Annotated in this window: 19 protein-coding genes; 4 read left to right on the top strand and 15 right to left on the bottom strand. The window is 32.2% G+C overall.

Annotation, left to right across the window (positions count from 1 at the left end):
- Positions 1-2 precede the first annotated feature (2 nt).
- The 11 genes from JJQ60_RS05520 to JJQ60_RS05570 form a co-directional block, all read right to left on the bottom strand.
- The gene (locus tag JJQ60_RS05520; protein WP_201917520.1) at positions 3-890 is read right to left on the bottom strand and encodes an alpha/beta hydrolase fold domain-containing protein; all 888 of its coding nucleotides are present in this window, start codon (positions 888-890) and stop codon (positions 3-5) included.
- A 17-nt stretch (positions 891-907) separates the two neighbouring features.
- Positions 908-1,345: a 3-hydroxyacyl-ACP dehydratase FabZ family protein gene (locus JJQ60_RS05525; protein WP_201917522.1), complete on the bottom strand. Its 438-nt coding sequence runs from the start codon at positions 1,343-1,345 to the stop codon at positions 908-910.
- A gap of 11 nt (positions 1,346-1,356) precedes the next feature.
- A complete protein-coding gene (locus tag JJQ60_RS05530; RefSeq protein ID WP_201917524.1) occupies positions 1,357-1,842 on the bottom strand; it encodes a hypothetical protein in 486 nt (161 codons plus the stop codon).
- A gap of 12 nt (positions 1,843-1,854) precedes the next feature.
- The gene (locus JJQ60_RS05535; protein WP_201917526.1) at positions 1,855-2,643 is read right to left on the bottom strand and encodes an enoyl-ACP reductase FabI; all 789 of its coding nucleotides are present in this window, start codon (positions 2,641-2,643) and stop codon (positions 1,855-1,857) included.
- A gap of 60 nt (positions 2,644-2,703) precedes the next feature.
- A complete protein-coding gene (locus tag JJQ60_RS05540; RefSeq protein ID WP_201917528.1) occupies positions 2,704-3,756 on the bottom strand; it encodes a type III polyketide synthase in 1,053 nt (350 codons plus the stop codon).
- 31 nt (positions 3,757-3,787) lie between these two features.
- Positions 3,788-4,504 carry a methyltransferase domain-containing protein gene (locus JJQ60_RS05545; RefSeq protein ID WP_201917530.1) on the bottom strand — a complete coding sequence of 239 codons (717 nt, stop codon included), beginning with the start codon at positions 4,502-4,504 and terminating at the stop codon, positions 3,788-3,790.
- The gene (locus JJQ60_RS05550; RefSeq protein WP_201917532.1) at positions 4,495-5,628 is read right to left on the bottom strand and encodes an NAD(P)/FAD-dependent oxidoreductase; all 1,134 of its coding nucleotides are present in this window, start codon (positions 5,626-5,628) and stop codon (positions 4,495-4,497) included. Before JJQ60_RS05550 ends, JJQ60_RS05545 begins: the two co-directional genes overlap by 10 nt.
- A gap of 80 nt (positions 5,629-5,708) precedes the next feature.
- Entirely contained in the window at positions 5,709-6,401 is a 693-nt protein-coding gene (locus tag JJQ60_RS05555; RefSeq protein WP_201918197.1) for an OmpA family protein, read from the bottom strand.
- Positions 6,402-6,418: 17 nt separating this feature from the next.
- The gene (locus tag JJQ60_RS05560; RefSeq protein ID WP_201917534.1) at positions 6,419-6,898 is read right to left on the bottom strand and encodes a lipocalin family protein; all 480 of its coding nucleotides are present in this window, start codon (positions 6,896-6,898) and stop codon (positions 6,419-6,421) included.
- A 153-nt stretch (positions 6,899-7,051) separates the two neighbouring features.
- Entirely contained in the window at positions 7,052-8,371 is a 1,320-nt protein-coding gene (locus tag JJQ60_RS05565) for an MFS transporter (protein WP_201917536.1), read from the bottom strand.
- Positions 8,372-8,457: 86 nt separating this feature from the next.
- Positions 8,458-9,276 carry a M48 family metallopeptidase gene (locus JJQ60_RS05570; protein ID WP_201917538.1) on the bottom strand — a complete coding sequence of 273 codons (819 nt, stop codon included), beginning with the start codon at positions 9,274-9,276 and terminating at the stop codon, positions 8,458-8,460.
- A 428-nt stretch (positions 9,277-9,704) separates the two neighbouring features.
- Here JJQ60_RS05570 and JJQ60_RS05575 point away from each other — a divergent pair, with 428 nt between their 5' ends.
- The 4 genes from JJQ60_RS05575 to JJQ60_RS05590 are packed head-to-tail and all read left to right on the top strand — an operon-like array spanning position 9,705 to position 18,863.
- A complete protein-coding gene (locus JJQ60_RS05575; RefSeq protein ID WP_201917540.1) occupies positions 9,705-12,599 on the top strand; it encodes a caspase family protein in 2,895 nt (964 codons plus the stop codon).
- Positions 12,586-13,422: a gasdermin gene (locus JJQ60_RS05580; protein WP_201917542.1), complete on the top strand. Its 837-nt coding sequence runs from the start codon at positions 12,586-12,588 to the stop codon at positions 13,420-13,422. The genes JJQ60_RS05575 and JJQ60_RS05580 overlap by 14 nt, the downstream gene beginning before the upstream one ends.
- Positions 13,423-13,439: 17 nt before the next feature.
- Positions 13,440-15,224: a hypothetical protein gene (locus tag JJQ60_RS05585; RefSeq protein ID WP_201917544.1), complete on the top strand. Its 1,785-nt coding sequence runs from the start codon at positions 13,440-13,442 to the stop codon at positions 15,222-15,224.
- A 3-nt stretch (positions 15,225-15,227) separates the two neighbouring features.
- Positions 15,228-18,863, top strand: a complete 3,636-nt coding sequence (locus tag JJQ60_RS05590; RefSeq protein ID WP_201917546.1) for an AAA family ATPase — start codon at positions 15,228-15,230, stop codon at positions 18,861-18,863.
- On the opposite strand, the gene JJQ60_RS05595 is transcribed toward JJQ60_RS05590, so the two are convergent.
- The 4 genes from JJQ60_RS05595 to JJQ60_RS05610 form a co-directional block, all read right to left on the bottom strand.
- Positions 18,864-21,251, bottom strand: a complete 2,388-nt coding sequence (locus JJQ60_RS05595) for a glycoside hydrolase family 31 protein (protein ID WP_201917548.1) — start codon at positions 21,249-21,251, stop codon at positions 18,864-18,866.
- A 37-nt stretch (positions 21,252-21,288) separates the two neighbouring features.
- Positions 21,289-22,089, bottom strand: coding sequence for a DNA alkylation repair protein (locus JJQ60_RS05600; RefSeq protein WP_201917550.1), 801 nt, complete (start codon positions 22,087-22,089; stop codon positions 21,289-21,291).
- 66 nt (positions 22,090-22,155) lie between these two features.
- The gene (locus JJQ60_RS05605) at positions 22,156-22,548 is read right to left on the bottom strand and encodes a hypothetical protein (RefSeq protein ID WP_201917552.1); all 393 of its coding nucleotides are present in this window, start codon (positions 22,546-22,548) and stop codon (positions 22,156-22,158) included.
- A 61-nt stretch (positions 22,549-22,609) separates the two neighbouring features.
- A complete protein-coding gene (locus JJQ60_RS05610; RefSeq protein ID WP_201917554.1) occupies positions 22,610-23,311 on the bottom strand; it encodes a helix-turn-helix transcriptional regulator in 702 nt (233 codons plus the stop codon).
- Positions 23,312-23,315 lie beyond the last annotated feature (4 nt).

Here is a 23,315-nt window from a genome sequence, read left to right on the forward strand (position 1 = left end):
TTTTAAATAGCATTAGCAATTGAAATAATTTTATCTATTGCCGCTTTGGCCTCTGACATTATTGGTAAAATAGGCCAAACATGTGGCATATTTTGTCCTACGATTACTTCAATCTCGACGCCTTCTTTCTTTGCTTTGTTAGTAAACAACTCCTGATCGGGAGTAAAAATGTCTAATTCTGCACTAAACATATGTATGGGTGGAAAATTTCTAAGCGACCCATTAATTGGTGAAATTATTGAATCTGTAAGCGGAATGTCTTCTAACAGCATTCTTTTAGCAGATATCACACCATTATAACTTAGAATTGGATCTAAAACATCTATCTCTTTAATCTTTGGATTGGTAAGCGATGCATCTATCAATGGTGAAATAGGAATTAATCGATTTGGAAGATCAATATTTTCTTTTATTAATCGCTGCGTTAGGGTTAAGATTAAATTTCCACCGGCAGAATCTCCTATCAGTATTATTTTATTGGGATCAAATTCTTTTATAGCCTCTAGGTATGCATTAAATACATTTTCTGTTACTTCTTTTATCTTATATTCCGGTGCCTTAGGATAATCTATCATCCATGCAGTTGCTTTTGCACCCTTTGCAATTTTTGAAAGTGCTATCCAATTCTCTCTTGTTGGCCCATAGACAAAGGCTCCACCATGGCAATAAAAAAACAGTATATCTGTATTTTCATTTTTGGGGGTTATGCTTGTTATCGATGTTTCTCCAACTTTTTTAGTATACAATATGCTTCCAGACAATAACCATTTACCAGGACGCAGTATATTTTGTTTTCTCTTCTTTTTATAATCTATAGGATCCTTAGACCAGGAATGCTTCTCCCCTTTTAATTTAAGTACTAACTTCACTAAAGAATATCCAAAACTCATTTTATATCTTCTATCTATTATTTTTCAAATGCTACACCAGCAACAACTCCTTTTGCAACTAGTTCATTTTTAGTGTTATACATTGAAACATTGCATTTTAATTTACTAAACCTAAAATATACCTTTTCAGAAACTACAATAACTCTTTCCCCCGGAAAAACAGGTTTATAAAAACTCATTTCATTACTACTCATGGCAACACCGATAGTTTCTCTATTCCATTTATCTTTTAAAAGATGAATTCCAAAACAAGCCATACCTATCTGTGCCATGCATTCGGTAAGTATTACTCCGGGAGTAACAGGATGATCCCTAAAATGTCCTTCATAAAAATACTCATCATTTTTAAAGGTATAGGCTCCTTTAATATGATCATCATCGATCTCCAGGATTTCATCAACAAACAAAAAGGGTTTGCTATATGGTAATTCTTCTATGATATCGGGTCTAATCAAAATTCACTTCTTTAAAATGCACAACCATTGGGTAGTGGTTGCATTGTCTCTAATTGGCTTGCAAATGTTTTATCCAGGATACTTTCCTGAAATCCATTTTGAACACTGCCTGCGAATATGTTATCACTATACCCAGTAGTATTCATATGTACTCGTACAAATACCTTTTGATCTTTGGTAATGGCAACCGGACCCCCAGATCGAACAAAAGGCTGCTCATCTACATGACTATGTGCGAGAATTCTTCTATATATCAAATCTCCTTCTTCAGAAATTACTTCCCACCAATTTGCATATTGATTGCAACCTGTATCGGGACTTTGAACACCTACACTAAATGTATATTTATTTTCTTCGCCTGTTGCCACAACACTCATTACCTTTACTACTTCAATAATATTCATATCCGGAATATTATTTTCTGCTGTAGTATTATCTTCCTTGCATGAAAACGTATATAAGATCAAAGGAAAACAAAAGATGCATATGTTTTTCATTTTTAACGTATTTTAATTTAAATGCTCCCCTCCATTTACCGGAATCACACAACCATTGATCCAAGATGCCTCCTTTTTACACAATAAATATACGGCATTCGCAACATCTTTAGGTGTAGTAATCCTATTATAAGGGTTCCGTTGTATGCTATGTTCTATAATTTTCTTATAACCAGGTATCATTCGTAAGGATTGTGTATTCACGGCTCCCGGTTGCAAACAATTCGCTCTAATTCCATAAGGAGCAAATTCTAAAGCTATACTTCGCGTAATAGCTTCTAGCGCTACTTTTGCTGCAGAAACTGCGGCATAATTCTTCCATGCTTTGGTATTACCTTCACTGGTAAATGAAATCACACGCGCATCATCAGTAAATAATTTAGTATCAAAAACAACCTTAACCCAATCATAAAGGCTTATTGCCATTGCATCTATTGTTAAATGAAAATCATCATTTTTTAGATTTTGGTTAGTTTCTACCATTGGTTTTAAATTTCCTTTTGCAATACTATGAATCAAAGTTTTAATTTGTCCTTGACCAAGACCTTCCTTAATTTGGATAACGGTTTCCTCTCTTTTTTCTGGTTTTAATAGATCTACATTATAAGAAAGAAAATCAACACCTAATGCTTTAATACTTTCAAAATCAGTATTAATTTGATTCATTTCACTTTTGCGATTACGGTGCACTACAATAATATTCATACCATGCATAGCAAGTTTTTTTGCAGTAGCCAATCCTAAACCAGTACTACCACCAAGTATCAAGCCCCATTGATTATTTAAAAATTCCTTGCTCATAAACACTCTTTGTTTTAAACCTTTTCTTTAAAAAGAATAAATTTGCATACTTATGTACACTTACCATTCAATTAATACTCGCTGTGCTGAAAATCCTGGACCAAAACTCAGTATCAAACCTGTTTCACCTTGCTTAGGATTTCGTTCTAAAAAACGTTCTAAAACATATAAGACTGTAGCACTGCTCATGTTACCATAGTCCTTTAAAACAGCCTTTGTATCATCTATATTTTTACCAAGATGCCCAAAAAGTTCTTCAACAGTTTGCACAATTTTTTTTCCGCCAGGATGAAATATAAGATGATCTATATTTTCAATTTTTGTATTGTACTTTTTCAAAAAAGGATGAATCACATTTGGAAAATGCTCTGCAATTTTTGAAGGTACTTCGGGATCTAACACCATTTGCAATCCGCCATTGGTCATTTTAAAACCCATCATTTTCGTTGCATCATAAAAATGATACATCTCATCGCCTATTATTTTAGGTCCACTACTATCTTCTTCTGAAGACAATAGCGCACAAGCAGCACCATCTCCAAAAATTGCTGCACTAACCATATTTGTCATACTATGATCATCTAGCTGAAAAGTAGCTGTAGGTGATTCTATAGCGATTACAGCGGCTCTTTTTCCTGGATTAGCTTTTAAAAAGTTTTTTGCATAAATAATTCCAGATACTCCAGCAGCGCAACCCATTTCAGTCACAGGAAGTCGTACAATATCCTGGCGCAAATCCAAATCATTTATAATATAAGCATCTATAGAAGGAATCATAATACCTGTGCAGCTTACTGTAATAATATAATCCAAGGATTTTGCTGGCCAACCTGCTTTTTTTAAAGCTTTTTTTAAAACTGAAGTTCCTAATTTTTTAACCTCTCTTATATAGATGTCATTTTTTTCTTCGAATGATGAAGCTGTAAATACTTCTTCAATACTCATTATCCCATAACGTTTATCTACTGCTGCATTCTCGAATATTTTAAGGACTTTACGCCTGTAACGGTCTTCTTCTCCCGATAACCATTGAGAAACAAAAGGTAATATTTCTTTGGTTTCTCTCATATATTGAGGTAACTGCTTGGTTACTGCGGCAATTCTTACTTCCAAATTTCCTTACGTATTATTTATTATAATTTAATCAATATTTTGTTTTGATAACCCAACGGTATCTAAATGCCCATCTCCAATCAATAGAGTATTGTTGAAGATTGAGTTCTTTGGCATAGTCTAACAATTCCTTCTTTTTAAACCCCCTCTTTATCGAAACTAAACCATCATTTTTAGCAATGTATCCTTTAATAAAAAATAAACTAAATAATTTAAAAAGATAATATGCCAATTTGCTTCTATGAAGATCATTGATAACAACACCTACAGAAGCCAATTCTACAGCCTTTCTTATAACACCCTTGATTTCTTTGCAACTAAAATGATGCAATGTAAGCGTACACAATATTATATCACAAGTAAGTTCTGAATTTTGAACCTTTAAAATATCATATTTATAATACGATATCTCTGGATATAAAACACTTAGTTTTTTTCCTAATTCAAGGCTTTTTTCATTTAAATCTACACCAATTAATTTTACCGTTATATTTTTCTTTCTATAGAGATCAGCTAATACCCTTAGTATTTCACCGTCTCCACATCCAATATCTACAATTGTCAATTCTTTGTTGAGGTCTGCATCAATCATCAGTTGATCAACCGATTTTATAGTAATACTATTCCCTCCTAATAACTTGTTTACCCGTGAGATATCGGCTAATGCAATTTTCAAGGCTTTTTCCTCTACATTAACATCATCCATTATTTCTGGTTCGTTACTTCTATGTACTAAATTTATGAACATACTAAAGGTTCTCCATGGGTTTGTTTGATTATTTTAGGCACTGCAGAGGGCATAACACTTGCTAACCAATATGATAATTGTTGAAGATTACCATTTAACACAATACGCTGTAGTAATCTACCTGTTCGTAACCTTTTTGAAAAGGTTTGATTCCATTGTTGGGCATATAGTTTTTCTAAATCCGCTCTTGATAAATCAACTACTTCACTATAACATTTAATTAACAATTCACAAAGTATTTGGGCGCTTTGTATTGCCATTGCCATACCATTGCCACATAATGGATGTATGAGTCCTGCCGAATCGCCAACCATAAAAATATGATGTTCAACTGGCTCTTTTCTATCAAAATTAATTTGGCTTATAGTTATCGGTTTATCAAATAATAGTTCTGCATCTTCAAAAAAGGATTTTAAGTGTTCATTCTTATACATTACTTCCCTCTGAAAAGAATCAACATCCTTATATTTTTTAAAACTATCATAATTCACTAAATAACAAGTATTCACCTTGTTTTTTTCTACTCTTGAAATCCCACAATATCCTCCCTTAAAACTATGTAGAGCAACAGTATTTGTATCAATTTTTGCATTATAATGCCCTTTAACTGCCAACCATGGAGATTTTTTGAAACTAAAATTACGATTAAGTTTCTTGTCTAGTGTTGATCGCTTACCATATGCACCAATAACATAATCACACGTAAACATTAAATTTTGAGCAGTTTTAACCTTAAAACCATCAGTATCATAATCAACCTGTAATACCTGATCTTGTAGTATTTGCACTCCAGATTCTTTAGCCTTTTTTACTAAATGATAATCTAATGTATATCTGCTAACTCCAAATCCGCCTAATGGCAGTTCGCTATGAATCGTATCTCCTTTTTGAGTAGTGATGACAAACTTAGAAATATCAACTGGTTGAATTGACGTTAAATCGATATTTAAAAAATCAAAATATGGGAATACTTCGTTAGAGATATACTCACCACAAACTTTATGCTTTGGATAGCTTTCTTTTTCAATAAGCACGACCTCTATATCATACATAGCCAGATGGATTGCACAGGTTAAACCGGCTAAACCACCACCTACAATTATTATATCTGAATGCCTATTCATCAAATGAAGATACGTAAAATTTGTGCATAAAAAAATCCCGACTAGTATGTCGGGATTCTTGATTTTATCTTTCAGTAAAATTATTGTTTTACTTGTTGTTGAGCATCTCTCTTCATTTTTTCGTTCGCTACAATTCCTAACTCTACTCTTCTGTTTTTTGCTCTTCCTTCTGCAGTTCCATTATCATATTTAGGAAGTGTTTCTCCATGTGCATAGGTTGTTAAACGACTTCTACTAATTCCTTGCGATACTAAGTATTCTGTAACTGCATTTGCTCTTTTTTGAGATAATGACATATTATAACTATCATCTCCTGTGCTATCAGTATGCCCTTCAACAATGATATTAGTATCTGGGTATTCTTTAAAAATACCGGCAAGTTTGTTCAGATTAGTTTTAGATTTTGCATTAATATTAGATTTATTGGTTTCAAAATAAACCCCACTATTTTCATCAAACACTACATCAATACCTTCACCAACTCTTGTTACTTCGGCTCCAGGTATTTCTGACTCAATTTTCTGAGCTTGTTTATCCATTTGCTTTCCTATAACCCCTCCGGCTACACCTCCAACTACACCACCAATAACAGCCCCTAATGCTGAGTTTCTTTTTCCTACATTATTACCAATCACTCCACCAAGTACAGCCCCGGCTGCAGTACCAATTACTGCTCCTTTTTGAGTATTGTTTGCATTTTGTACGGCTTCACAACTTGATAATATTGCCACTGCCATTAATGCAACCCCAATTTTTTTAAGATTTGTCTTCATCATTGTATAGATTTGAATTATTGTATTTTATTGAAATTCATCGTGATTACAAAAGGTGAACCTTCTAAACTAACCGTCATTGCCCAAGTCATTGTTGTGTCATCAAGATGTTTTAATGCCATTCTATATCCGGCATTATTATTTGTACTTTTTTTCTTTTCGTTTATTGGCTTAAATAAGAAGTAGTATTCTCCGTCTCCTTCTGGTTTTGGGATTGTAAATCTAAAATTACGTTCACCTGTAGATGTACAACTACTTTGATTCACTTGATATTTACCAGTATTATTATTAGGAATAAATTTCCAAGTACTACCAGTGAAACATTCAGCAGAAGCATCATTATATAAGTTTACATCGAATATACCTGAACGATCATAAGAGATATTATTTAAAGACCACTCCCCTTTTAAGGTTTTTTTGGCTGCAATAACCGTTTTTTGAGGCGCACTGCAAGAAGCTAGTACTATTACAACCAGCATTAACATAAGTTTTTTCATTGTAGTTAGATTTTATTTTTATAAAAATAGCTAATAACGATAACGTTTCCAATATTATTATATTTCAAATTATTATTTTGAAAATAGAATTATTTCATATTCCAAAATGGATGAAATACCTAAAATAAAGATAAAATGCTTTGCGCTTGAGTTTTAGTTATTTCTTGGTACCCTAAACAGCAAAATCAAGCCAACAACAAAAAACAATATTAGAAAAAGAATAGAATATCTTACACTTCCTGTTAATTGCGCTATAATCCCGTAAGAAAACATACCGATTACAATTCCAATTTTTTCTGAAACATCGTAAAAACTGAAATATGAAGCTGTATCAACTGCATCTTTTGGTAAAAACTTTGAATAGGTTGATCTTGAAAGTGCTTGTATACCTCCCATCACCAAACCAACAATAGCCGCTGCAATATAGAACTGAAATGGAGTTGTGATGGTATAAGCATAAATACACAGCCCTATCCATATAAAATTAATTGTAATAAGTGTTCTAATATTACCATATTTTGAAGAAGCCATTGAAGTAAGGAATGCTCCCAATATAGCAACAACTTGAATTAAAAGTATACTAATAATTAGCCCAAAAGTAGCATCTTGATCGCCCCAGTCTAACTCCTCTATTCCAAAATAGGTAGCAATGAGCATAATGGTTTGTACCGCCATACTGTATACAAAAAAAGCGGTTAGGTATCTGCGAAGTTTTATATCGTTTTGCAAAGCTATCCATATCATTTTTAATTCTTTAAACCCATTAAAAATGATCGCCTTAGTCAACACTTCTTTTTTATTTCCTTTTGGCAAATAGTAATATGTGTATTGGCTGAACCCTATCCACCATATTCCTACCATTACAAAAGATAATCTTGTAGGTTCTCCAGCGCTTTCAAACCCAAAAAATTCATAAAATAGAATCATGACCAAATTAATTGCCAATAGAAGTACACTACCAAAATATCCTAAAGAGTATCCTTTTGCACTAATGGCATCTTGTTGCTCAGGATATGCTATATCTGGCAGATATGAATTATAAAATACCAGACTTGCCCAAAAGCCTATCAGAGCAAGAAAATAGCACAATAGTCCAAACCACAAATGCTCTAATGAAAACCAATACAACCCTATACATGATAACGCCCCTAGATAACAAAAGAACTTTAGGAAGTTTTTCTTATTTCCTACATAATCGGCAATACCTGACAGAAATGGGCTAATAAATGAAACCACCAAAAATGCTATAGCTGTAACATAACTAATCAAAGAATCATTATTAAAATCATACCCCAGAAAATGTACAGTATCATTAATAATATTACCTTCATTATCTTTAATGATAGTCAATGCTCCCCAAAAAATAGGGAAAACAGCAGAAGAGATTGTTAAATTATAAACAGAATTTGCCCAGTCATAGAATGCCCATGCATTCAATAATTTCTTATGCCCTTTTGGTAGTGTTTTACTCATCAAATAGAATTAAAAAACCGTTCTGAATTAGTTCAGAACGGCTTCTAAAATAAGTATAATCTTTTTAATGTATCTAAACTTTATAATTATTTAAAAGTAGTTATCCCAAATTTTTTAGCTTCTGCCCTTGCTGAAGGTGCCCATGCCGTAAGGTTTGCAATACGAGTATCACTAGAAGGGTGTGTACTCATAAACTCTGGCGGTGATTGCCCGCCACTATTAGCTTTCATACGTCTCCATAAATTAGCAGCCTCGTCAGGATTATATCCAGCGATAGCCATAAGTTGAAGACCTATACGGTCTGCTTCAGTTTCATGACTTCTACTAAAAGGCAACATTACTCCAAACTGACTACCAAGACCAAAGGCTGTACCCACGATTTGTTGTGTTTGCTGACTTTTTCCACTTACAGCCACAGCCGTAGCGGCACCTGCCACTTGTTGTATTTGTGAAGCACTCATTCTTTGCTGGCCATGATTAGCCAATGCATGAGCTACCTCATGCCCCATAATAGCAGCGATACCTGTTTCGCTTTGCGCTATTGGTAAAATCCCGGTATAGAATACGATTTTACCTCCAGGCATACACCATGCATTTACCGTTTTATCTTCTACAAGGTTATATTCCCATTTATAATCTTTTAAATACCCGGAATAACCATTTGCATTCAACCACCGCTCTGAAGCTCTGGCAATTTTTTGCCCTACTCTGGTAATCATCTCTGCATCAGATGTACCCTTGACTACTTTATTTTCTCCTAAAAACTGATTGTATTGTTGAAATGCCATTGGCAATATCTGAGAATTTGGCACTAAAGCTAACGTTTGCTTACCTGTAAATGGATTAGTAGCACACGATATAAATAGTACAGCTGTCCCCCAGACTAAAAGTTTTCTAATTTTCATAATCAATATTCTGTATAATTTTGGTTAGCTAAAAATACTAAAAAAACATAGGATTTGAAACAAAGTAATGATGTTCTCTTTCTAATTTTTTCGATAAAAACACAACTTATTCGATAACAGGTAACTTAACACCAAAATCATACTCGTATTATTCAGGCAAATAAAATCTCAGGCAAAAAAGGGGTTTTCACCCTATATTTTAGGGGTTAATTCTTATAGAAAAAAGAAGAAATATATCTAACTTCACAAGTATCAAAAAGACAAATAAACAACTGTATATCAGTAATTTTAGTATTTGGATTTAAAACAATAAAAAGTTATATTTATATACCCCACACATTGATATAAAAAATAGTATATCGTATTCGCAGTTTTTGGTTTCTTAATTGCAATCGTTCTTATTCATCCATCTAAAAGAATACACGATTATGAACCTATATGCTTTACTTATCGGAATAAATGAATACGAATTAAGCCCTTTAAATCAGTGCGTTAATGACGTAAAAGAATTTGAAAAGTATCTAAATACGCTTGGAAACGTCTATAACAATATTTCAATTGAAGTGCTAATTGATCATAAGGCTACAAAAAGTAATATCATTAAACACATTACTACTTTTTTAAATAAAGCAAATGACGACGATGTAGCTTTTATATATTATAGTGGTCACGGCACTTTAGAAGATAGTTCTGGCCGATTTAGTGATGCATATACTGGTTTAATTGAATGTTTGGTTTGTTATCACAATGATCAGAATAATGAAAACTTCTTATTGGCAGATAAAGAACTGCGTTATTTGTTTTCGAAGTTTGAAAACAATCCACATCTGATCACTGTATTTGATTGTTGTCATTCTGGAGACATTGTAAGGTCCGTTATTAACCAGGCCGGTAACGACTCCAGACAAAGAAAATTAAGTACTGTATTTCCGTCAAGGAAGTATGAAGACTTCGTTTTTTGTGAAGAAATTGATGAAGAAAGTACTAAAACATTACAACTATCCTCTTTAATTCCATATAAAAACTCAGTAAATATTTCGGCTTGTCTTTCTTCAGAATCTTCCTGGGAAGATCATAAAGGAGGGGTATTTACAAGATTTCTTTTACAACTTTTAAAAGCCAAAGACAGTAAACTGAACTACTTAGACATAGCGAAATGGGCAAAAATTAGTTTAAAAGACATTACAAACAAAAAGCAAACTCCAACAATTAGTGTTCAAGGATCGGGTAAAATTGATCATTACAGCTCTTGGCTAAACCTTTATCCTGAACACAATCAAATTGATCAGGGTCAAGTATTTTATAATAATAAAAATGGTTGGTACTACAATAAAGGCCAATTATTTGGCATAAAAGAAGGTGCAAAAATCACTATTCAAATAGAAGAGAGTAAAACTTTTACTACAGAAATTATCGATGTAAGCCTTGAAGACTCCTTAATCACTGATCCCTTAGAAGCAGGAATTGAGCTAGATTTTAAAAAATCGTATCCCGTAATTACCGAAACTGTTTTTAATGCATTAGACATACATGTTTTGAATCTGGACAAAAATATACATACCCAAAATCAAGTAACCGCGATACTAACCAACATTGATAATCTAAACATTTCTACACCAGAGAGCGCTAGTTTTTTTGTCATTATATTTAATCAAACTGTATATATAACACTACCCGATGATCCATACAGACCTTTAGCAGTTCAAATAGATATTTTAAATACTAATGAAGAAACCATACAAAAAAGACTTGAAAATCAAATAGAAGCCTTAGTAAAATGGAACTATTACAACACATTAATCAACCCAGATGCCGGTTTTTCTGTTATCCCGATTAAAGTTGAAATGCGAATTAATGAGAGTCAACAATGGATAGATGTAACAAATTCTGGAGTTGATCTCAACACCATAGAAAATCAATATACAAGAAGTGGCGAATATTACCAGAAATTTCAAATTAAGGTTTCTAATATTTCTAACGAAGATATTTTTGTTTCGGCTTTACTGCTAAGTTCTGATATAGGAATCTCAACAGATTTATTAGATAATAAATCTAAAAAACTTAAACCAGGAGAGACAATACTGTTTTATGAGCATCGAAAAACTCCTCTTTCATATTGGACATTAGATGCATATAAAGAAATTTATAACTGGAAACATGATTGGTTGTATTACAAATTTATTGTAAACAATCAAGAAGACATTACTCCTATTATTCCTGATATGGCTCAATCCCCTCTATCTCCACCAATTACCCATCACGGTAATTTAATGGGGACCGGCGCTGTTGACGATTTAGAATTAGAGAATACAAAATGGGATGTATACACTACCGAGCTTAGACTTCATAACCCCACATATAATATACTAGGAAAAAAGGTATTACAAAACTGGGACTGGTATTCAAATGATGAAATTGTAGCGCCTTTTATTAACGCATTATATACTTCAAAAAAACAAAATGGGTTCATTTTTAAGACGATAAATTCACCTAATGCCACAGGTGATATTGAAGTTAATACACGAAGTGTATCTGGTTTTAAGTTAAAACTTGGAAATTATTTAGATGACAAATGCAGGTACCGAAAGTTTAAAAAATCAAAAAAAATGTTTCCTCATTTACCAGTCATTGTCGCTGAAGGGGATTCTTGGTTTTTATTTCCGTTTTTGGTAAAAGACACTCTTGATTATGTAATGGAAAAGTATCCTTTGCGCAGTATTGCTGCCGCAGGAGATGAGATTCAAAATTATAGAGATAGTGGTCAACTCCTTAAAGAAATTGAAAAAGAACGTCCACGATATGTTCTAATTAGTGGTGGCGGTAATGATGTTATAGGTCCAGAGATTGAAGATATTCTTATACCAGGATTAGAATCAGGATTAGAAGCTTCTGAGTATTTGAATGAGAATCATCAGAAAAAAATGAACCAATTATGGGGCAACTATAATTATTTTTTTAATCGAATTTCCGAATTTGATTTTGTAGAACAGGTGTTTATTCATGGTTATGATTATGTTCTTGCAGATTTGGATGATAAAACCATTAAAAATGGTTGGGTCAATAAATATTTGATCAAAAAAGGAATTACCGTATTAGAAGATAGATCCAAAATAATTCGATATCTCATCGACACTTTTAATGCGCTATTAGAAGATGTTACTCAAAAGCATAAGAATGCAACCTACTTAGATATGAGATCCACAGTTAGTAAAAACGAATGGTACGACGAAATTCATCCAAATGATGCGGGATTTGCTAAAGTGGCAGAAAAATTTTTAAACGCTATTAATCAATTAGAATATATAGATCATGAGAATATGTAAAAACGACATAACAGACCAAATAAGAGATTTGTTTGATGCTAATCCACTTAGAATTCCAGAGGCTAGAATACAACCCATGTGCATGCTCGAAATACAAAATCACAAACCAAAATATTTGGGAGAGTTCCGATTTTTGGTTAAAGATGGATTTAATCATCCTATTGAGATTAATACCTCTACCGTAGCACAAGTATCCAATGTTAAAACCAAAAAGATCGATTTTAAAATTGGTTTTGATATTCTAGGTAACTTTATTAAAGCTTTTGGAATAGACCCTGCAGCCGTTGGGGCTTCAATAAAAGGAACCAGCAAAATGTCCTTTTCTTTCGGAAATGTAGTCAGAAAATATATTGACACCTTAGAACTTGGTCATGTTTTGGTTTCTAATGATATTAAAGGTGACCCTGATAATATGTTCATTCAGGAAATTTCAGAAAAAAAAGAAGTAAAATTAGCCCTAATTACTGATATTCTAACTAGCACGGATTTTTCGCTTTCTACATATAAAGATAATACTACAGAAGCCGAGATTAATATTCCTTTAATTCAGGAATATTTAGCAAACGTTGATACCAATTTAACAATCGAAAAAATGTCTGAAAATGAAGTAAAGTTTAAAGGCGACACACCTCTTACTTATGCATTTACCTGTGTAGAAATTAACATTGATCCCGTTACCGGAAAATTTTCAAGAGGACAATGGCTAGACAACATACGTTCTGTAAAAGATAGTAGTACAACAACAGCCGTTGCAGAACAAATTGAAATACCTAAACTATTGCTTGACGACAACCAGGCAAATCCCTTATTAATAGATTTTTAAACCTTAAACGCAGACTCATGAAAGAATTTTTTGTTGGAATATTTGAAAATGATGCAGGAGCTCCATTAACACATTTGGATGATGAACGTAAAGCCATCGATGTTCTTTTATTAAAAGAAAAGGAAATATTTAGTAAAGAAATCATCCTTAATGAAGGAATTGATGGATTTATTAGTAAACTTCAGCTACTTACTAATGTGATGACCGTTTTTCACTTTAGTGGCCATCATAATAACGATGATGAAGCTATTACACTAAGCGACGAAATATTTAACGATAAAGGCTTAATTCAGATTTTGAACAATGCTCCAAAATTAAAGATGGTTTTTATCAATGGATGCTCTAGTCAAAAAATTGTTGACGCATTATCCAATGTACCTATTGTAATTGGTACTAAAACTCCAGTTTATGATCATTTTGCAAAAACATTGTCAACCAGGTTTTATGAATTGTTACTAAATCAAAAGGATAATATCGATACCGCCGAAAAAATCGAAGCTATATTTAATCAAGCTCAAGGTTTTCAGCATGGGTATTATGAAGATTCAGAAAATACTGAAAGAGGACCAATGGCTGCAGATGATATCGATAATAAAATCAATAATTATAGTTTTAAAATCAACAGAGAAGCAACTGATTTTGATTTACGAACAATGTATTATCCAGATCCTGATAACTTTCCTGTAAAAAATCGTTTTCAAAACTTAATTAATGAAATAAAACAAGAAGAAAATCTCAAAGAAGATTTATACAAATACTACCCTTATTTTTTATGCATACACCTAGAAATATTATCAGATTTTCATGATATAAACAACAGTATTTATCAAGAATTAAGTAAAGAACGCTACTGGGTGATCAGAAGTATGTTTAAAGAGTTTCTAAATTTCCTCAAATTTTCTGCTTACTCCATTATCTGGTCAATTTCAAAAAGAGATCTTGACTTCAAAGCCAAATTGAGTAGTCAACTAAAAGAAATTCTTAGAGAAAATCTTGAAATTGGTTGGGAGTCTCATGTACAAGATAAAATCACAGAGGATCTTTTCTTTATTTATAATAATATCCCAGATGAATATTTGGAAAAAAATGTCCTTTGGAGCGAATTAAAAGCTTGTGTTATACAAAATCGACAACTATTTAAAGATGTCTCTGATTTTTTCTCTGCCCATATGGAACATAATCAAAATAGCAAGCATAATTATATTAAGACAGAGCTTTATCTTGAAAAATTCTTAAGAAATTTTACATTTTTGAGATCCCTAGGAATAGAATCAATTTACGACGTATTCTATAATCAATTTAGATACGATAATCAACGTTCTTATGTCATTAATCGTTCATATTACCCTGTTAGTAAAAGGCCAACAGCATTAGATGATAAAAAAAGTGAAATCTTTGAAGTAACCGATGATGAAGCTTTACTTGATATTGACATACATTCGGTATATATCTGTACTACTAAGAACAAATCCGGAAAACCTAAAAGACAATTAAATCTGTCTCCTTTTTATCTTGATGTTAACTCTACGTCTGTAGCTAAAGATAAAATAAAACTATACTATTTAGATCGATACTCGGAAGCGACAGAGAAACTGATTTATAAAGAAGTTATCAATGCAAAAGTTGATAGAAATAATGATTCAAAAAAGAGAAAATTAGGCGAAGAAATAGAAGTTCCTCTGGATGAAGATATGATCTTAGCTTTATATAAAGACGGGAAAAAAGATATTATAGAAATTGAAGAAAAGAAAAAAATTAGAGATCATTTTGAGTACATAAAGAATTTAATATCCTATTCGTAAGTCATGCCTCACTCAAAAATCATATCACCCTTTAAATTTTTAAACTCATATCAAAAAAAGGATTACTTAACTTATTTTGGTAGAGATCAAGAAAGTATTGCCCTTTTTGATCTCTATAAAGATTCTACAATTATGATTTTGCATGGTCCTTCGGGATCTGGTAAAACAAGTCTTATTTATTGTGGTTTACTCAATCGAATACGATATGATAAACAAGTGATTAGTATTCGAAGAGATGAAAATCTTATAGAATCTATTAAGAAAAAACTATTCATATATGCCGGAAACGACAATTGGACTCCAGAAACTCCTTCAAAGCTATTAGATGATTTTTTTTCATTTCATGAAGATCTAAATAGGATTTTAGGGTTTATAGACCATATAGAAGAATTAATGCTTACTGTAGAAGAAGAAATACTAGAGCGAAAAAGAAACAAAAGAAAAATTAGACAAACTTCTACAGAACAATCTATAGCAGAAGATGCTCCTGACACTGAAGAGAAAGATGATCAATATGTTATTTCACAATATAAAGAACGATTACAGAAATTCATTCTTGAACGAAAAGAACTCCTTGAAAAATTAGGAGAAAAAAATGTGCAGCTAAGTACCATATCTAATCAGTTAAATGAATATTTCACAAATATTAGAGTTTCAAATTCTGGAGCATCATTTACTCCATTAATTATTTTTGACCAGTTTGAAGAGCTTTTTGTTCATGGAACAAAAGATGAAATGAATAAGCTTGGGTTATTCTTAAAGCTCATTTTTGATTATAAAATTCCGTTTAATATCATAATCTCTTTAAGAGAAGAGTATTTTGGATACCTGGATCAATTGCAATCTTATATTCCGCATATTTTTTATAAAAAAATACGTCTTGCGCATCCAAATAAGGAAAGCATACAAAGTATTATCGAAAAATCTTTCCTGAAGTTTAACATAAATCAATATAAAGGTGATACCGATGAAAAACTATCAGATATAGAAAAATATAATAGGATAGAATTAATTCTTGATCAAATCAAAATTAAAGATAATGGATCTACGAGCTATCATCTACCTTTTTTACAAGTATATTTAGATCGGTTATATAAAGTAGATTATTATAGAACTTATGGTGATCAACAGTTAAAAGATGAAAATAACATTTTATTGCCGTTAGAATTTAAAGAACACGAAATTAAAGAGTTTGGTTCTATAGAACATGTATTAGAAAATTATATCCGAGAAATTAATAACAAAATTATTAGGAACACCAATAATAAACTCAACAATAAAACACAACATAAAGATAGTATAATTAAGTTTTTGAGGCATTTTAAAACCAAAGATGACCTCAAAAAAAGAGTACCCATACAAATTGAAAAAGAGAATTATTATATCATAGATAATCAAAAAATACTTAATAAAATTCAAACAGATATATGGGAGGATAACGACCCAGAGTATAATGATACGGTATCAGAAATTATTAATGAATTAAAAGAAAAAGGAATTCTAAATGTAAGTACTGGTTATGCCGAATTGAGTCATGATATCATCGCTAAAGTTATTAGTAACATACGTACTGAAGATGATTTTAGATCTTTAATTAAGAAAGATTTTATTTCTTCTTTTGATATTTATGAGGATACCAAAAATACTGGCGATTTACTTTCTGCACAGCAAATAGAACGTATGAATCAATGTATGTCATACATCATGAATGATGATGATGCTGATCGATTAAAACGTAAAAAACAATTTTTAAGTGATAGTATTAGAGAAAGCCAGAAAGAAGAATTAGAGAAAAAAAAGCTTGAAAAGAGATTAAAAATATTCTTTTATTACCCTTTTATTCTAACTTCTCTACTCTTTATCCTGGCAGCATTAGCCTATTCATTACAAAAATCTGTAAAAGAGAATCGCATCAAAGAGCTGCTAAGTTATGCATTGCGAGATTATAATGTAGATAAAACAAGTTCTTTCAATTATATCAGAGCGTCAGAAAAAATTCGTGAAGAAAAATTACTGTGGTTTTTACCCTTCGACACCAAATTTGATTTGTTAATGGATTTTAAAAATGATCTATATAGAGAATATAAGCGAATGCCTTTTTATTATAATAGTATTGACCTAAGAAAAGACCAGAGACTCACCAATAATGATACTATAACATCAACAAAAACCAGAAGATTTCCGGCGAATAGTGATACGCTATACCTATTTGCTGCAACATCATCAGAAAAACTAATTATTTCCCCCATAAATTATGTGCAAAAAAATTCAAAAGCCAATTCTAATAATATTAAAAATAACATAGTAGCTTTTGAACCTTACATATCTCATAAAAATAATGTGAAAGAACTAATGATCCTCATAGCACAAAGAAAACCTAATAACAGCTTGGTTCTTAGAATTCTTGACACTAAAGGAAATGTAATAGACAAAAATGATAATGTAATTATAAACGGCACAAAGATAGATATCGAACATAAAGCAAATGAAGTATTTATTATAGGTGTCGACAATAAAATCTTGGAATTAGATTTTTCAAAAAGCGAAAACAAGATTAATGAAATTGAGAATTTAGATCAAAAAATCAGAAAAATAAAGGCATTAAATAACACTGATTTCATAGTGCTTTACGGTAAAGATAAGTTGTATCTAAATAAAAAAAATGAGAAGACTATCAATATTCTGGAGGATATTGAGTTTAAAGAAGATGATATCATTCATACTTTTAAGGTTAAAAATAAAGATACTGTTTTATTGGGATTAAGAGGTCGGATAAAAGAACTGGATCTAAATACATTAAATGCAAATGACCATTATGTTCATGATGAGCAAATAAATACAATAGCTCTTGATAAAGAAAAAAACGAAATGCTTATCGGAAGTAGAGATAATGGTGCAAATTTATGGAACTCAGATAAAATGTTACGTAAACAATTTATTGGCCATTCTAAACCTATACACAATGTTTCTTTTATTAAAGGAGATACAGATTTCATAATAACAAGTGGTGAAGATCAAATGGTAAAAATTTGGAATATCACCCCTATTGAGGATCGAATTATTAATAGCGATTCTCTTTATAAACATCTAAAAAATGTAGAAAAAGTTCCTTTATCACGTAATACGAAAATCACCTATTTACAAAAAAAAATAAATCAAGGAAATCAAGATATGTATGACTATATAAATAATATTCGTGATATCGACTTCTCAAAAAATAGCAGATATGCCATTTCAGGAAACTCTGACAATACTGCTATTTTATGGAAAAAAACGAAGGCCAAATTTGATACTTTGCAAGTTCTTTCTGCTCATACCAGCGAAATTGTTGATTTAGAGTTTCACGAAAATGATTATATTCTTACGGCTAGCAGTGATCATACGGTTCAGATTTATAAAAAGGATAACCCTAGAAATAGTATCGCTCGAATTTTGAACGAAGAAAAAAACGAATTTACACCAATACCCAGCCTTATACGTCATGACTATCCCATAAAAACCGCAACTTTTTATAAGAATGGTAAATATATTATTTCAACCGACATAAAAGGAAATACAAAAAAATGGAACTTTCTTAAGTTTGATTCAATTATAAATGCAAGGACCTATAGCTTTTCTCCAGATGTGCTAAAAAAATAGTTAACTCGTTAGATGAAGCTTTGCAAAGACTTTTGGAATGACCAAGGTATTATTTTCAGTATCAAATGGGACCATAACGCCATCAACTTCAATTTTACCAATTGTAAAAGGAAGACCAATACACTCCACTCGAATAGTTTCGTATTCTGTGATATAATTTCCTTCAACAATTTGCTCAATAATTACTTCTGTCTCTTTTCCTGTTAAAGAGAAGCTACGCAAACTATATTCACCTTTAGTATAATCATATCCATCTTGTGCATCTTCATACACTCTTGAGGTTTCTGTATTTCCTAGTTTATAATATACTTCTAAACGTAATTCTTCAATTCTTTTCTCTCCAACATACTGTTGTATTGGATATTTAGGAATGATTGCCCCTTCTTTAATAAACAAGGGTATACTATCTATATCTGCATCTACCCAACGCTCCATTCCGCCCTTTACAAATTCGCGAGTCCAGTAATTATACCAATGCCCTTTGGGTATAAACATTCGTCTACCTTTAGAATTTGGTTCTTGTATCGGGCATACCAAAATTTGATTTCCAAATATAAACTCATCTGTTTTATAATGTGTTTGCGAATCGCTTTGATCAAATAACACTAAAGGTTTTAGCATTGGAATACCCTCTTCAGCATATTCCCAAAACATAGTGTATAAATAGGGTAATAATTGATATCGAAGCTCAACAAATTTACGAGTGATATTAATTACTTCTTCACCAAAGGTCCATGGTTCCTGATCGCCATGATCACCAGAAGAATGTGTACGACAAAACGGATGAAAAACACCCAGTTGTATCCATCGTGCATACAATTCTCCAGAAGGATGCTCTGCAAACCCCCCTATATCACTACCTGTAAATGACATGCCGCTCATACTCATACGCTGCATCTGGACATTAGCCACCCAAAGATGCTCCCATGTCGCTACATTATCCCCCATCCAGGAAGATGTAAATCTCTGTGCTCCTGAATATGCTGATCGTGTAATAATGAATGGTCTATGAGGGTAAACGAACTTTCTCACTCCATTATAAGTTGCTCGTGCCATTTGGGTGCCATAAATATTATGCGCTTTTCTATGGCTACATGGTTGTCCGTCATAATCATGGCGCACATCATCAGGAAATGTCTTACTGGGGACTTCCATTATTGCCGGCTCATTCATATCGTTCCATACGCCCTTCACTCCTATTTCATCAATGATTTCTTTGAATAAGTCAGACCACCATTCTCTTACTTCTGGGTTTGTAAAATCTGGAAAATAGCACTCTCCGGGCCATACTTTTCCTCGCATAAGGGGTCCGTCGGCTCGTCTACAGAAATAATCTTTCTCTATTGCTTCCTTATATACCCAATACTCTTTATCGATTTTGATTCCGGGATCAATAATAACAATTGTCTTAAATCCATCTTCAGCGAGTTCTGCGACCATACGTTTTGGATCGGGGAAATATTCTTTATTCCAAGTAAAACATCTAAATCCATCCATATAGTCAATATCCAAGTAAATCGCATCACAAGGAATTTTTAATTCTCTGAATTTACTAGTAATTTCCTTTACTTCTTTTTCGGGATAATAACTCCATTTACATTGATGATATCCTAAAGCCCATAACGGCGGTAACTCTGGCTTGCCTGTAAGATCTGTATACTGTGTAACAACATCTTGCATATTGGGTCCATGGAAAAAGTAATAGTTCATTTCACCTCCAGGAGCCCAAAAACTAGTAACATCACGGCGCTCTTTACAAAAATCAAAAAACGTCCTAAACGTATTATCAAAAAAGATTCCATATGCCCGTTGTTCATACATTCCTATATAAAATGGAATGCTTTTGTATAGTGGATCTTGATCCTTACTAAAAGCATATTGATCTGTAGCCCAGTTTTCAATACGTTTACCTTTGAGATTGAGATGCATTGGTTTATCTCCTAAACCATAATACAACTCTCCTAAGGGAGCATGTTTACTCATTTTTACAATATTACCACCGTGCTCATAACTTTGCTCCCAATGAAACCCTAGATCATCTTTACAAATTACATTGTCATGGTGGTCATAAATTGTTGTACCGAGATCATCTTTTTGTATGGTGATTTTTATCGTATTGGTGTGTATTGAATATTGATTCTCATGTTCTTCTACCTTTGCATCAAAATACTCTTTAGGTGAACCATTTTCTATGGCATATGAAAAATCTTTTTCAAAATTATTATCAGTGGCATATCTAAAACGAACTACACTATCTTTTAATACAGTCACTTGTAAAATAACTTCGTTATTGGTTAGAAAATTTACCTTACCTTCTTCTTGCGAAAAGGAAATTACTTTACCTGGAAACAAATTATGATTTTGTTTTAACTCTGTATTAATGATCATGCCGTTTTCTTTTTAATTGCTTCAGAACGTTGTAAACTTATTTATTAATTGAACGTAAAGCCTTCTTGATAATATATTGAGTTTCTTTTGTTTTTGATTCTTTTTCCCATTGCTTGCATATTTTTATAACCCAATCTGGACGAGTTTTACTAGCATCATTTAACCAGTTACCGACAGCATCCCTAACATATTTTGAAGAATCAGATTTAAGCGGTTCTAATATTGCAATTCCTTTTTCAGGGTTTTCTTTTAATGCATCAATCTTTTTGGTCCAAACACCAATAGGTCTTGTTACTTCTGCAGCGTATCTACGAATATTTTCATCTTGATCTGAAGTCCATTGTACCAAAATATCTATAGCACTATCCAAATCCGTGATAATAGCTTCTTTTACAGCAAAAATAGCGACCTCACGAACTCCAAAATGCGTATCTGCACAATAGTTCTTAATCACACCCAGTTTTTTGTTGATTTCTGTCTCTTGAAGCCCTGCCCAATACGCAGCCCAACATCTTGGAACATCTGAAGTATGGTTAGATAAATACGTTAAGATATTAGAATCATCTGTTAATTGCATAAACTCTAAGCCAATCACCTTAGTATTAGAGTTAGCAGAAGGTTTTTTTTGCGCAGAAACCGCTTCATAAAAGCTGTCATACCAGTCTGTTTTACCCAAATCTGTAAGAATGATATGCAATAATTTGAGTTGATCAACAGCAAGCCACTCCATAAGGTTTGCGGTTTCTATATGTCCATGATTTAAATATTCAAGGACTTCTTGATCAAGATCTTTCAAGCTTCGTGCTCCTTTTCTAGTACGTATATGTTCTGGAATCATAGATAAATAATAAAAATACCATCAATTTATAAAACTGACGGTATTGATTCATTAATTTTTTGTTAACTACTCCTCAAAATGATTAAATGTATCAAAATGGTACATTTGTATTGACTCTGGTTTGATTACATTAAATATAGCAAGAGCTTTTTGATTTTTCATAATATCTGCTGCTGCAGTTTTAGCTGATTTCATATCGGTCCAATATACAATATCTATATATTTACCATCACCATTACTTGCCGTTGTTCTTTCTATAAAACCATAATGTAGTTTCACAATATCATTTAAAGAAGTTAATGCCTTTTGTGCTTCTTCTTCAGAATAGCCTTGATTGGTTTCAAACAATACAACTTCAACTACAGTTGATTTATTTTTCATAGACAAAAAGTTTTGATTTGGTTTTGCGGAAGGATTAAACAATAAGTTTACCATAATGATTAGAATTAATGTGTTCATAAGTATTAATTTTAATCAAAACTAAAACCAGTGTATGACAACCTTATGTCAGTAGTGTTTTCTAAGAAGAAATATTTGTTCTATAAAGATGCGCTCTTCGATTATAGTAATCTTCTAGCGTAAATCGTTGCGGAGGAAAAAGTTCTTGAATTTCAAGAATATGAGTAATACGATCTGTTCTAAATTCGCGATAATCTTTACGCAATCTACAATATGCGATCAAAATCCATGTATTATTGGTAAAATAGACTCCTAAGGGTTCAATTAATCTTTTACTATACTCTTTATTTGCTTTGGTATATTGAATTTCTAAAACTCTAAAATCAGTAATTGCTTGTTGAATGATGGATAACGAATTACTAGGATGGATCTCACGTTTTGAGTATGTAAAAATTCGTTCTTGCAGGATTTCAAGTTTCTTTTTTTGTGTGGTTTTAAGTACTGCAATCACTTTTTCAACAGCATCATGATATTCATTAATTAATGATTGATCATTGTTTGTTTCTATAATTTTTGAAGCGGTCAGTAAAGCATTAGCTTCTTTTTCAGTAAACATTACAGGTGGTAGAGAGTAACCTTCTACTAAAAAATACCCCGTACCAGCCTCGGCACCAATCGGTACACCCGCATCGGTAAGTGCTTGCATATCTCTATATATAGTGCGTTGGCTAACCTCAAATTTATCGGCAAGTTCTGCCGCCTGAACAATCTTCTTAGATTGTAGTTTAACTAATATTGCGGTTAATCGATGTAAACGTTTCATCTGT

Origin of the sequence: Aquimarina mytili, from assembly GCF_016735115.1 — a bacterium.
Classification (GTDB): domain Bacteria; phylum Bacteroidota; class Bacteroidia; order Flavobacteriales; family Flavobacteriaceae; genus Aquimarina; species Aquimarina mytili.